The organism is Kribbella pratensis (assembly GCF_004366075.1).
In the GTDB taxonomy this organism is placed as follows: Bacteria; Actinomycetota; Actinomycetes; order Propionibacteriales; family Kribbellaceae; genus Kribbella; species Kribbella pratensis.
In genome coordinates this window covers 197,000-209,323 of the sequence record NZ_SODU01000005.1, presented here as the reverse complement: position 1 = coordinate 209,323, position 12,324 = coordinate 197,000, and the positions used below count along the sequence as shown (strand labels likewise).

General features: G+C 69.7%; 11 protein-coding genes. 8 read left to right on the top strand and 3 right to left on the bottom strand.

All coding sequences use genetic code 11. The annotated features are described in order from the left end of the window. Nucleotide 1 precedes the first annotated feature (1 nt). Nucleotides 2-3,406 carry an ATP-binding protein gene (locus EV137_RS37690; RefSeq protein ID WP_134132935.1) on the bottom strand — a complete coding sequence of 1,135 codons (3,405 nt, stop codon included), beginning with the start codon at nt 3,404-3,406 and terminating at the stop codon, nt 2-4. Between the two features lie 126 nt (nt 3,407-3,532). Between EV137_RS37690 and EV137_RS37685 the strand changes: the two genes are divergently transcribed. Genes EV137_RS37685 through EV137_RS37660 form a run of 6 tightly spaced genes read left to right on the top strand, consistent with a single transcriptional unit; the run spans nt 3,533 to nt 8,817 of the window. After that, complete coding sequence (locus EV137_RS37685) at nt 3,533-4,831, top strand: sugar ABC transporter substrate-binding protein (protein ID WP_134132933.1); 1,299 nt, start codon at nt 3,533-3,535, stop codon at nt 4,829-4,831. Then, nucleotides 4,828-5,688: a carbohydrate ABC transporter permease gene (locus tag EV137_RS37680; protein WP_202871328.1), complete on the top strand. Its 861-nt coding sequence runs from the start codon at nt 4,828-4,830 to the stop codon at nt 5,686-5,688. Before EV137_RS37685 ends, EV137_RS37680 begins: the two co-directional genes overlap by 4 nt. Next, complete coding sequence (locus EV137_RS37675; RefSeq protein WP_134011118.1) at nt 5,685-6,503, top strand: carbohydrate ABC transporter permease; 819 nt, start codon at nt 5,685-5,687, stop codon at nt 6,501-6,503. The genes EV137_RS37680 and EV137_RS37675 overlap by 4 nt, the downstream gene beginning before the upstream one ends. 9 nt (nt 6,504-6,512) lie before the next feature. After that, nucleotides 6,513-7,430 carry a nucleoside hydrolase gene (locus EV137_RS37670; protein WP_238175831.1) on the top strand — a complete coding sequence of 306 codons (918 nt, stop codon included), beginning with the start codon at nt 6,513-6,515 and terminating at the stop codon, nt 7,428-7,430. Beyond that, nucleotides 7,414-8,406, top strand: a complete 993-nt coding sequence (locus EV137_RS37665; RefSeq protein WP_166680131.1) for a LacI family DNA-binding transcriptional regulator — start codon at nt 7,414-7,416, stop codon at nt 8,404-8,406. The genes EV137_RS37670 and EV137_RS37665 overlap by 17 nt, the downstream gene beginning before the upstream one ends. Before the next feature lie 9 nt (nt 8,407-8,415). Further along, the gene (locus EV137_RS37660; RefSeq protein ID WP_134011122.1) at nt 8,416-8,817 is read left to right on the top strand and encodes a VOC family protein; all 402 of its coding nucleotides are present in this window, start codon (nt 8,416-8,418) and stop codon (nt 8,815-8,817) included. 7 nt (nt 8,818-8,824) lie between these two features. Here EV137_RS37660 and EV137_RS37655 read toward each other — a convergent pair whose 3' ends face one another. Beyond that, nucleotides 8,825-9,397, bottom strand: coding sequence for an HdeD family acid-resistance protein (locus tag EV137_RS37655; RefSeq protein WP_134011124.1), 573 nt, complete (start codon nt 9,395-9,397; stop codon nt 8,825-8,827). An 80-nt stretch (nt 9,398-9,477) separates the two neighbouring features. Between EV137_RS37655 and EV137_RS37650 the strand changes: the two genes are divergently transcribed. Further along, nucleotides 9,478-9,996 carry a 2'-5' RNA ligase family protein gene (locus EV137_RS37650; protein WP_134011125.1) on the top strand — a complete coding sequence of 173 codons (519 nt, stop codon included), beginning with the start codon at nt 9,478-9,480 and terminating at the stop codon, nt 9,994-9,996. 67 nt (nt 9,997-10,063) lie between these two features. Here the strand turns inward: EV137_RS37650 and EV137_RS37645 are convergent, their stop codons facing one another. Continuing rightward, nucleotides 10,064-10,783: an IclR family transcriptional regulator gene (locus EV137_RS37645; protein WP_130387568.1), complete on the bottom strand. Its 720-nt coding sequence runs from the start codon at nt 10,781-10,783 to the stop codon at nt 10,064-10,066. A gap of 109 nt (nt 10,784-10,892) precedes the next feature. On the opposite strand from EV137_RS37645, the gene leuC reads away from it, so the two are divergent. Then, nucleotides 10,893-12,317: a 3-isopropylmalate dehydratase large subunit gene (gene leuC, locus EV137_RS37640; protein WP_134132930.1), complete on the top strand. Its 1,425-nt coding sequence runs from the start codon at nt 10,893-10,895 to the stop codon at nt 12,315-12,317. Nucleotides 12,318-12,324: the final 7 nt, after the last annotated feature.

Here is a 12,324-nt window from a genome sequence, read left to right as displayed (position 1 = left end):
CTCAGAAGCCGCCGCGATCCCGCTGCTCGCGCAACCACTGTGCGGCCAGCGGGATCTCCCATTCGGCGCACAACTCCAGCGCCGTGTCGGCGTGCCGGCTCGCGATCTCGCGTTCGCCCGACGCCATCGCCGCGAAGGCCAGGAAGGCGTCCACCGGACCTATTGCCACCGAGAATCCGGCGCTGCAGACGCGTCCCGCGTACGGACTCAGCCAGTGGTACACCGAACGCGCCGCCGCGGGCCGCTCCAGGGCGAAGGCGACCTCGGCCGCGATGCAGTAGTGGTGCACCGAGACCCAGTCGTCGGTGGACGGAACCGGTTCGGCCCGGACCGTGCGCGCCTCCTCCAGCCGGCCGGCCCGCACGAGCAGCCATTGGACGGTCAGGTCGAACGGCATCGGACTGACCGACGCGAGCGCCCGGAACGCGGGCACGATCCCGGCTGCGCCGGTGCGCCACAGCTCGATGCACGCCGGGGCGGCGACCATCGACTCGTCCCGCTGCGGGAGCGAGGCACCGGCGACGAGTTCGCGCCGCTGCTCGATGAGCCGGTCCGCCTCGTCGAACCGCCCTTGCATCGCCAGCCACGGTGGCTCGAGCTCGGTCAGCACGATGAGGACGTACACCAGCCGCCGTGGCTCAGCGATCTGCCGGAGCCGGCTGATCTCGTCCCGCATCTCCGCGACCAGGCCCAGCTCACAGGTGACGATCACCCGGAGGGTGCGCGCCAGCGCCTCGCGTACCGGGTCGGCCTGCTCGACCGCGCTGGCCAGGGCCTCGTCCGCCAGCCGCAGACGGTCCGGCGCAGTGGCCGGACGCCAGATGGCGATGAACGCGGCCTGACAGGCCCACACCAGCAAGGCGGGGTCGCCGAGCCTGCGCGCCATCGCCAGGCCTTGCTCGACCAACGCCTCCCGGTAGGCGGGCGCGTCGGTGTGGTAGAGCTCGGTCGCCAGGACGAGAAGGACCCGGCAGCGCAGCTCCTGGTCCTCTGCGGGCAGCTCCCGCAGCGCCCGTCGCAGGGTCGCGATCATGTGCCGATCTGCCCGCCCGTAGGCGCGGGTCTGCCACAAGGCGCCCTCTGCGGTACTGACCGCCGCCTGCGCCATGCGTACGACGTCGCCGAGCTGCTCGGCCTCCTGCACGGCGGCGGTCAGGGCTGCGTCCAGGCCGTCGCGATCGACCGACCAGCGGCACGCGTCGGCTCGTGCCATCAAGAGGCCGTACCGGTCGAGTGGGGTGGCCGCGCCGTCGGTGCGCTGTACGTCGAGTGCGGCCGCGAGCAGCCCGGCCGCTTCGTCGTACCCGTACAGCCGGGTCGCGTGCTCGGCCGCGACGGCAGCCGACCGCCAGGCTCGTGCCGCATGCGCCGGCCCGGCGGCCAGCCAGTGCCGCGCAGTCTCGGATGGTGCCGCGTCGGTGTCCTCGAGCACCCGCGCGATCACCGCGTGCCGGCGAGCCCGCCGCGCCGCCGGCAGACCGGCGTACACCACGTCGCGCACCAGCGCGTGGGCGAACCGGAACCGCTCCAGCCGGTCTCCCTCGGCGAGCACACCGGCGGCCAGCGCGGGATCGAGCGCGTCGAGAAGCTCGTCCTCGTCGCACCCGGTCGCCGCGGCGAGGACCGCGAGGTCGAACTCCCGGCCGATGACAGCTGCGGTGCGCAACAGTTCACCGGTTGCCTCGGGCAACCTCGCGACCCGGCGGGCGACGATGTCGGTCACCGCCGCCGGCACGTCCCCGCGGCCGTCGCGGAGGAGTTCGACCAGGAAGAAGGGGTTTCCGTCCGTCCGCGCACGCAACGCCTCCGCTTCCCGGCCGCCGGGTTGGCGATGGGTCGCGACCTCGACCAGTGCGGCCGCCTCGGACGTCGTCAGCCCCGGCAGGTCCAGGCGCAGTGCGTGCCGCCGGGCGAGGCTCTCGGCTACGGCCGCGAGCTGACCCGCGAGCGCGGGAGCCGCTCGCCGAGTGGCGACGACGAGCAGGCGTCCGGTGTCGATCATGTCGGCGAGATGTCTGAGCAGCTTGAGTGACGACGGGTCGGCCCAATGCAGGTCGTCGAGGATCACGAGCAGCGGCCGGATCCGCGACGCGGAGACCAGGACATCGGAGGTCATGGTCCACAGCCGGAACCGCGCGGCATCCACGTCCTCCGCGGGCGCTGACGGTCCCGCGACACCGGGCTCCAGTAGGCCGGTCAGCTCGGCGAGCTGCCGCCGTACCGCGTCCGGGAGATCGACTGTGTCGGCGAGGGCCCGGAGGACACCGATCCACGGCCACAGTGGCGGTGCGCCCTCGTCCTCCGAACACCGCCCGGTGAGTACGGCGAATCCGCGCGACCGCGCTCGCGCCGCGATCTCCGATGCCAGCCTGGTCTTGCCGATTCCCGGCTCCCCGGTGAGTACGGCGAACTGCGGTGCCGCACCCGCTTCGTCGAGCAGCCGTTCGAGCGCCGCGAGCTCCGCGACCCGTCCGACGAGCGGCCACTGCGACGCGCCACCGGCACCAGCACCAGTAGCAGCACCAGTAGCAGCATCAGGAACAGGACCGGTGGCGACTGGAAGGACGTGGGATCCGTTGCCGGGCTTCGGCCGCCAGACCAGTTGCGGGTCTTGGCGAAGGACGGCGAGTTCCAGTTCACGCAGCGGTGTGCCCGGATCCAGCCCGAGTTCGTCCGCCAGGACCCTGCGCACCCGGCGCAGCGCGTCGAGCGCGTCGGCCTGCCGGCCGGCACCCGCAAGCGCCAGGACGCGCAGTGCCCACAGCCGTTCCCGCAGGGGGTGCTCGGCTGTGAGCGCCTCCAGTTCGGCGGCGAGCGTCGCATGCAGGCCGAGCGCCAGCCGGGCGACCGCGCGGTCCTCGAGAGCCACGAGCCGAAGTTCCTCGAGTCGTCCGCGCTCGGCGATCGCTGCGGGGGCATCGTCCAGATCGAGGTATGGCGTGCCTCGCCACAAGGCCAGCGCGTCGTCGAGCGCGGTGATGACCGGGCCCAGTTCGTCTGGCTCGAGTTCCGGCGCCGCGATTGCCCCCGAAACCTCGTCGGACCACGAGCCGAGGCGACGATGTGCCGCGTCGACGACGGCGGCGAACCGCGCTGCGTCGAGGCAGTCCCCGGGCAGGCGCAGGGCGTAGCCCGGAGCCACCGTCACCACCGTTCTCGGCAAGGTGCGAGCCGGCCGGTCCGGCTCCAGTGCCTTGCGCACGCCGGCGAGATACACCTGCAGGGTCGACAGAGCGCTCGGCGGCGGGCTGTCCCGCCACAGCATGTCGATCAGGCTGTCCACCGGCACCGGTTGCCCGGCGTACAGCGCCAGGGCCGAAAGCAGCATGCGTTGCTTCCGGCCACCGAGTTCCACCGGCTCCCCGTCCCGCAGGACCTCCGCCGCCCCGAGAATCCCCACCCTCATCAGCTGAGAGTACGTCGGTGAGCCCGGGATCGGACAGCACCGGAGTCGCTGGACAGGCGAGGTCTAAGCGCTTAGTCTAACCGCTTAGATCAGACCGTCGGGGGCCGTTCGAGGAAAGGGACTCCTGTGCAGCGACTACTTCCCGCCGCGATCGTTGCCGTCGCGGCACTCGTCGCCGGATGCGGTGGCTCGCCGGATACCGGCGCTCCGGCCACCGCGGACCAAGGTCCGCAGACCGGCACGATCACGTTCACCGGCACCGACAACGCCGAGACCTACCAGCCCGTGATCAAGGCGTTCGAGGCGAAGAACCCCGGGATCAAGGTGACCTACACCCAGATCCCGTTCGACCAGTTCAACGCGACCATGCAGCAGCGGCTGAGCGCGAAGGACGCCGCGATCGATGTCTACACCGTCGACGAACCGCGGGTCTCGCAGCTCGCCGCGAAGGGTTTCCTCACCGATCTCAGCGACCTCGACGCCAAGGTGAAGACGTCCTTCAGCGCGACGGCGTACAAGACCAACCACTTCCGCGACAAGCTGTGGTCGTTGCCGATGTGGAACTCGACGCAGTTCCTCTTCTACAACAAGACCGCGCTCGCCAAGGCCAAGGTGACGCCGCCGACCGCGGACCCGGAGCAGCGCTGGACCTGGGAGCAGGTCGAGGCCGCCGGCCGGAAGGCGATGCAGTCGGGCGGCACGAAGTACGGGCTGTTCATGGAACAGCCCGAGGCGTACTACCAGCTCCAGCCGCTGGCCGAGTCGCTCGGCGGCGGATCCGGGATCGAAGGCGACGACGCACTCACCCCGGCGGTCGAGACCGACGGCTGGAAGAAGGCGATGCAGTGGTACGGCGCTACGTTCGCGAGCGGACTGTCGCCGCGCGGCATCGGCGGGTTCCAGACCGGTCCGGTGTTCGCGGCCGGTGACGTCGCGTTCTTCGTCGGCGGCCCGTGGGACCTGAAGATCTTCGGCAGCTCGAAGGTCGATTGGGGCGTCGCCCCGATGCCGTACTTCCAGGGCGGCAAGCCGGTCACGCCGACCGGTTCGTGGTCGGTCGGCATCAACCCGGCGTCGAAGCAGCAGGGGATGGCGCGCAAGTTCGTCGAGTTCGCGACGCTGGACCCGGCCGGCAACCTGGCCACCACGAGTACGACGACGATCATCCCGGCGAACCTCGAGGCGCAGAAGCAGTACACACCGCAGATGGACAAGTTCTCCGGCGCGAAGACGGCCGGTGCTGCCGCGATCACGACGTACGAGAGTGAGCACACCGCGGTGTCGCGGCCGGTGAGTGTCGGGTACATCCAGTTCGAGGAAGTCATGGGCAAGGCGTTCGCCGACATCCGCAACGGGACCAACTCGGACGCGCGGTTGCAGGAGGCGACCCGGCAGCTCACCGACGCCTGGAAGTCGATCAAGTGAAACAAAGGCAGGGGCTGATCGCCCTCGCCTTCCTGGCCCCCGCGCTGGTGTGTCTCGCCGTACTGCGGATCGTCCCGGCGATCTCGGCCGTGGTCGAGAGCTTCTACACCGAGAGCCTCCTGCGCGGCGGGCGGGTGTTCGCGGGCCTGGGCAACTACACGGATCTGCTGTCGAACAAGGACTTCCGGCAGTCGATCGGCGTGACGCTGCTGTTCACCGTGCTGGTGAACCCGATCCAGGTCGCGGTCTCGTTCCTGCTCGCGGTCCTCTTCACCCAGCGGGCCGCGGGTGCGAAGCTCTGGCGCACGCTCGTGATCCTGCCGATAGCCACCCCGCCTGCGGTGTCGGCAGTGATCTGGAGCGTCATCTACCGGCCGGACGGTCTCGCGAACGGCGTCCTCGAACGACTCGGCCTGCCTGCGCAGCCGTTCCTCACCTCGCCGAGCCAGGTGCTGCCGTCGCTGATCGTCCTGCTGTCGTGGATCGGCGTCGGGTACTGGATGCTGTTCCTGATCGCGGGCATCCAGGAGGTCCCGGAAGAGGTCCGTGAAGCCGCGCTGCTCGACGGCGCGGGCCCGTGGCGCCGGATGGTGTCCGTGGTCCTTCCACTGGTACGTCGTCCGCTGGCGTTCGTCCTGGTCGCCGACACGGTGTCGAACCTGCTCGTGTTCGCGCCGGTGCAGATCCTCACCAAGGGCGGCCCGAACGGCAACAGCAACCTGCTGATGTACGACGTCTACAGCCGCGCGTACGCGATCGGCGACATCCACGTCGCCCAGGCCGAGGTCGTCATCCTGGTCGCGCTCACGCTGGCGATCGTGGCCGGGCAGTTCCGGCTGCTGCGAGGTGACCAGTGAAGCGCGCCAGCCTCTCGGTGCTCGGCGGTGTCGTCGGCATCCTGTTCTTCCTGCCCTTGCTCTGGGTCGTGACGAACTCGCTGCGCCCCGGCTCGGAGACGTTCGCCAACCTCAATCCGCTGTCCTGGCAGACGTTCCTCGAGCTGCGTCCCACCCTCACCAACTACTCCGCCCTGCTGAACAGCGCGATCGGCCGCGCGACGCTCAACTCGATCGTGGTCAGCGCGGCCACGGTCGTCATCGGGCTGGCGATCTGCGCGACCGCGGCGTTCGGGCTGGCGGCGTTCCAGTTCCGCGGCCGCGGGCTGGTCTTCGGCATCGTCGTCCTGAGCTTCCTGGTGCCGTTCGACGCGATCGCGATCCCGCTGTCGACGATGTTCCGGGACTGGCACCTGACCAACACGTTCGCGGGTCTGGTGCTGCCGGGGATCGGCAACGGGATGGCGATCTTCCTGCTGCGGCAGTTCTTCCTCGGTATCCCGGCCGAACTGGTCGAGGCCGCCCGGCTCGACGGGCTGGGCTGGTTCGGCGTGTTCCGGTGGATCTACCTGCCGCTGTCGAAGCCAGCGCTGATCGGCGCCGGCCTGATGCTGTTCCTCTTCCAGTGGCAGGCGTACGTCTGGCCGCTGCTGATCGGCACCGACGCCAAGCACATCCTCGGCCCGGTCGCGCTGTCCAACCTGCAGGGCCAGAACTTCACCGACTACGGTCTCGTGTTCGCGGGCGCCGTCGTCCTCACCGTCATCCCGCTGGTCGTCATCGCCGGCTTCCAGCGGTACTTCGTCCAGTCCGTGTCGAGTACCGGACTCAAGTAAGGGAGATCTGTGCGATCCATCATTCTCGATACCGATATCGGCTCCGACGTCGACGACGCGATGGCGCTCGCCCAGCTCCTGGGCAGCCCGGAGCTCGACCTCGTCGAGGTGCACACCGTGTACGGCGACACCCGGCTGCGGGCCCAGCTCGCCAGGCGGTACGGCGTACTCGCGGGCCGCGAACTGAACGTCGTACCCGGTGAGGCCGAGGCGTTGTCGGGGCGAAAGGTCTGGTGGGCCGGGCACGAAGGCACGCTGCACGACCACCTCGAGCAGGAGACGATCAGCGCGGACAGCGCACCCGAACGGCTGGTCGCCCGGCTTCGCGAGCAACCTGGTGAGCTCGACGTAGCCGCGATCGGCCCGCTGACGAACGTGGCGGCCGCGCTGGCTCTCGAACCGCAGGCGGCCTACTGGATCCGGCATCTGTGGGTGATGGGTGGATCGTTCGGCGACGACGTGTGCGAGCACAACTTCAAGTCCGACGACGTGGCTGCGCAGGCCGTGCTGAGCGCGGGGATTCCGACCACGATCACCGGGCTGGAGATCACCCAGCAGGTCACGATCGAGGCGGCCCGCCTGGAGCGGATCCGCACCGCCGGACCACTCGGCGCCGCGCTCGGGGCGGACATCGAGCAATGGTGGGCGTACTGGAACGAGACGTGGAACGTGCCGCACGATCCGGTGGCGGTGCTCGCGATGAGTCGCCCGGAACTGTTCACGTTCTCCAAGCTCGGACGGGTGTCGATCGAGGTCGGGGGAGAGCGGGCGGGGCACAGCACGTTCGCGCCCCATGCGGACGGCACCGTGCGGATCGTCACCGCGCTGGAGGCCGAGCAGGTGGCCGAGGAGATCACGGCGCGGATCGTGGCAGCCGGGACGGCATACCCTGTGGCTCGTGGGGAGATCGATGGCGACCGCACGTGACGTCGCGGAACGCGCCGGCACGTCCACGGCGGTCGTCAGCTACGTCTTCAACAACGGCCCCCGGCCCGTGTCGGCGGAGACCCGCCGGCGCGTGCTGGAGGCCGCGGCGGAGCTGGAGTACCGGCCGAACATCCTCGCCCGGGCGCTGAGCGCGGGCCGCACGTACTCGCTCGGGTTGCTCATTCCGCAGATCCGCAACCCGTACTTCGCCACGCTCGCCGAACACCTGGAGAACTACGCGCGGCAGCACGACCACCTGCTCCTTATCGGCGACTCGGCCGGCGACCCGGAACAGGAGTCGGCCCACATCGGCTCGTTCATCGAACGCAAGGTCGACGGCGTCGTCCTCGTCTCGCTGCTCGTCGCGCCGGCGATCCAGCGCTTCGCGACCGCCGGCGTACCGGTCGTCGCTCTGCATCCCGTCCCCGACGGCGTGACGGTCTCCACGCTCTCGATCGATTACGTCGCGGGCGCCGAGGCGTCGGCGGACCATCTGCTGTCACACGGCTACCGGACCCTCGGTGTCGTCACCGGCCCCGAGGATTCACCCGGTACGGCGGAACACCGCAGGGGCATCGAACGTGCGCTGAAGGCGCATCCGCAAGCCTCGGCCCGGTATGTCGCCGCGCCCGTGTCGCGGTTCGCCGCGCGGGACGCCGTACGGCCGTGGTTCGCGCAGAAGCGGCCGCCGCGGGCGATCTACTGCTCGACGGACGAGCAGGCGTTCGGCGTATTGTTCGCGGCCTGGGAAGCCGGGCTGCAGGTGCCGGACGACGTGGCTGTGATGGGGTTCGACGGCACCAGTGAGTGCACAGTGACGATCCCGCCACTGGCCAGCGTCCGCCAGCCGATCGAGAAAACCGCCCGCCAGGCCGTCGAACTGTTGCTGGACCGCACCAATCCACCGGCAGCCCGCCACGTGCTCGACTACGAGTTGGTTCCCAGCACCTCCTGCGGCTGCACCGAATCCGAGTAGCCTGAAGGAATGGCTGTCGAGTTCAACCACACCATCGTGAACTGCACCGACAAAGATGCCTCGGCCCGGTTCCTGGCCTACATCCTCGGGGTCGGCGAACCGAGCAGTTACGGGCCGTTCGCCGTCGTGCAGCTCGCGAACGGCACGACGCTCGACTTCGCCGAGGGCCAGGGGCAGCCGCACCGGCAGCACTACGCCTTCCTCGTGAGCGAGGAGGAGTTCGACCAGATCCACGCCCGGATCGTCGACCGCGGGCTGACCTACTGGGCCGACCCCTTCCACCGCAGCGAAGGCGAGATCAACACCAACGACGGCGGCCGCGGCCTGTACTGGGACGACCCCGACGGCCACAACCTCGAGATCCTCACGGTGCCGTACGGCGGCTGGAACCAGGGCAACGCACTCGGTTAGTTGCTCGTCAGGCCGGCGACGGACTCGACCGGGTCGGTCCGGGTGGGGCCGAGAGCGCGCGCCGCATCGACCATCCGACGCCGATCAGGACCACGCCCCAGATCAGTGCCGTGATCCCCAGCAGTACGGCGATGCTGACCGCGCCCGCACCGGGATTGGCGGCGAACAGTACGCCGATCAGGAGCGACAACAGCCCGTTGAGCACGAGCAGCCAGCGCGGCATCACCTGGTGGCTGCTGAAGGCGCCCGCGAGCTCGAAGATGCCGCGGATGATCAGCCAGATCCCGAGGATCCAGGTCAGCGTCTTGGCGGTCATGCCGGGACTGGTGATCGCGAAGAACGCCGCGAGCAACGCGATCACGCCGAGCACGACCAACCACAGCCGACTACCCCGGGACTCGGGCTGGAAGGCCTGAACGATCGATCCGATCCCGTCGGTGAGGGCCCAGAACCCCCAGAGCAGCGCCAGCGCGATCGCCGTGGAGATCGGCCACGCGATCGCGAGAATCCCGAACACGATGCCGATCGCACCGCGGACGAGCAGCATCTTCCACCCCAGAGTCAACCAGTCCCGCTCCATGTCGGACCTCCTTGAGGGCTCGCTCTCCTCATGGTGATCCGATTGCTCACTCACGGCAATCACCGACCTACTGTGGTCGTGTGGCACTTGCCGTCTGCCTACTCTTCGATCGCCGCACCGACCGGCTCCTGCGAGCGCTGTGGGACCGCTTGGAGAATCTCGGCGTACCGACGCTGAAATCCCACACCCATGGCCGGCACGTGCCGCACCTGTCGCTTGCAGTACTGCGCGAGTGGGACCACGACAGAGTGCAGACAGCCGTCCAACCCCTGCTGAACGAACACTCTGCCGAGCTGTACTTCGATGCGCTCGGCACGTTCCGCCGCGGCCGAGCCTGGCTGGTGCCGGCTGTGGGAGTGGAGGTGCTGCAACTGCAGGCGACCGTGGTGTCCGCGCTGCGGGCGACGGATGCCGAACTGCATCGGCACTATCAGCCGGGGCGGTGGGTGCCGCATTGCACTCTTGCACCGCGGGTCCCGCTGGCCGCGCTGCCGGTGCTGGCGGCAGCGGTGTACGACGTACTCCCACTCGAAGCCACCGCCGACCACGCCGCCCTCATCGACAGCAGCACAGGACAACTCTGGCCCCTCAAGCGTTGACGGCTGCATGTGAAGGGTTCTTGGGCGTCCAGGAACCCTTTGGCCTTCTTGGGACTACTCCGACGCGCTACTCCGACGCGCGGCGGAGGGCTTCGGAGAGGCGTTCGGCGGCGGCCATGACGGCAGGCGCGTGCATGCGGCCGGGCTGGCGGGACAGGCGCTCGATCGGGCCGGACACCGACACGGCCGCGATCACCTTGCCGCTGGGGGAGCGGACGGGGGCGGAGACGGACGCGACGCCCTGCTCCCTTTCGCCGACCGAGTGCGCCCAGCCGCGACGCCGTACGCCGGCCAGCGCGGCAGCGTTGAACGATGCGTTGTGCAGACCGCGGTGCATCCGCTCCGGGTCTTCCCACGCAAGCAGTATTTGAGCGGCCGACCCGGCCGCCATGGTCAGCTGGCTGCCCACGGGGACGGTGTCACGCAGACCGGACGGACGCTCGGCAGCGGCGACGCACACCCGGTACTCACCCTGGCGGCGGAACAGCTGCGCCGACTCACCGGTGATGTCCCGCAGTCGCGCCAGCACCGGACCGGCGGTCGCGAGCAACCGGTCCTCACCGGCCGCCGAGGCCAACTCGCTGAGTCGCGGCCCGAGCACGAAGCGTCCCTGCATGTCGCGGCCGACCAGGCGGTGGTGCTCGAGCGCGACCGCCAGCCGGTGGGCCGTCGGACGAGCCAGGCCCGTGGCCGCCACCAGACCGGCCAGGGTCGCCGGCCCGGACTCCAGGGCGGACAGTACGAGGGCTGCTTTGTCGAGAACACCGACTCCGCTAGAGTTGTCCATGAGACGATATTGCCGTCTCGAATCGTGGAACGCAAGTCGCTTCAGCTGCCCAATCGAGAGCACTGTGAGCGAGAGCACTTCACCACACACATCCTCGAAGGAGAGTCTGATGGGTAGGACGTTGTCGGAAAAGGTCTGGGATGCGCATGTCGTGCGCCATGCCGACGGAGAACCCGACCTCCTGTACATCGACCTCCACCTGGTGCACGAGGTGACCAGTCCGCAGGCGTTCGACGGCCTCCGGCTGGCGAACCGCCAGGTCCGGCGGCCGGATCTGACGATCGCGACCGAGGACCACAACGTCCCGACGTTCGACGTGGACAAGCCGATCGCCGACCCGGTGTCGCGGACGCAGGTGGACACGCTGCGCAAGAACGCCGAGGAGTTCGGCATCCGGATCCACACCCTCGGCGACCCGGACCAGGGCGTCGTGCACGTGATCGGCCCGCAGCTCGGCCTGACCCAGCCCGGGATGACCGTGGTCTGCGGTGACAGCCACACGTCCACGCACGGCGCGTTCGGGGCGATTGCCTTCGGCATCGGTACCAGCGAGGTCGAGCACGTGCTCGCCACCCAGACGCTGATGCAGGCCCGCCCGAAGACGATGGCCGTCACGGTCGACGGCGTACTGCCGGACGGTGTCTCGGCGAAGGATCTGGTGCTCTCGCTGATCGCGAAGGTCGGCACCGGCGGCGGCCAGGGCTACATCGTCGAGTACCGCGGCGAGGCGATCCGGGCGCTGAGCATGGAAGCCCGGATGACGATCTGCAACATGTCGATCGAGTGGGGCGCGAAGGCCGGCATGATCGCGCCGGACGAGACCACGTTCGCGTACCTGAAGGACAAGCCGCACGCGCCGCAGGGTGTCGACTGGGAGGCCGCGGTCGAGTACTGGAAGAGCCTGGCCACCGACGAGGACGCCGGCTTCGACCGTGAGGTCGTGCTGCGCGCCGAGGACATCGCGCCGTTCGTCACCTGGGGCACGAACCCCGGCCAGGGCGTTCCACTGTCCGCGACCGTGCCGTCGCCGGACGACTTCGACAACGAGAACGACAAGGTCGCCGCCGAGCGCGCCCTGGAGTACATGGGCCTCACCGCCGGTACGCCGTTGCGCGAGATCCACGTGGACACGGTGTTCCTGGGGTCCTGCACCAACGGCCGGATCGAGGACCTCCGCGCCGCGGCCGGCGTACTGGCCGGGCGGAAGGTTGCCGAGGGCACCCGGATGCTGGTGGTCCCGGGCTCCGGCCGGGTCCGGCTGCAGGCCGAGGCCGAGGGCCTGGACACCATCTTCAAGGACGCCGGCGCCGAGTGGCGGGGTGCCGGATGCTCGATGTGCCTGGGGATGAACCCGGACCAGCTGGCCCCGGGGGAGCGCAGCGCCTCCACCTCGAACCGCAACTTCGAAGGCCGCCAGGGCAAGGGCGGCCGCACCCACCTGGTGTCGCCGCTGGTCGCGGCCGCGACCGCCGTCACCGGCACCCTGGCCGCACCGGCCGACCTGCCGCCCGTCGCCGCACCTGCGAACGCCTGAGGAGCAA

Excerpts from the sequence above, each read along its gene's own strand:
- EV137_RS37690 (WP_134132935.1), bottom strand. The coding sequence starts at position 3,406 with ATGAGGGTGGGGATTCTCGGGGCGGCGGAGGTCCTGCGGGACGGGGAG.
- EV137_RS37665 (WP_166680131.1), top strand. The coding sequence starts at position 7,414 with ATGGCGACCGCACGTGACGTCGCGGAACGCGCCGGCACGTCCACGGCG.
- EV137_RS37660 (WP_134011122.1), top strand. The coding sequence starts at position 8,416 with ATGGCTGTCGAGTTCAACCACACCATCGTGAACTGCACCGACAAAGAT.
- EV137_RS37655 (WP_134011124.1), bottom strand. The coding sequence starts at position 9,397 with ATGGAGCGGGACTGGTTGACTCTGGGGTGGAAGATGCTGCTCGTCCGC.
- EV137_RS37645 (WP_130387568.1), bottom strand. The coding sequence starts at position 10,783 with ATGGACAACTCTAGCGGAGTCGGTGTTCTCGACAAAGCAGCCCTCGTA.
- leuC (WP_134132930.1), top strand. The coding sequence starts at position 10,893 with ATGGGTAGGACGTTGTCGGAAAAGGTCTGGGATGCGCATGTCGTGCGC.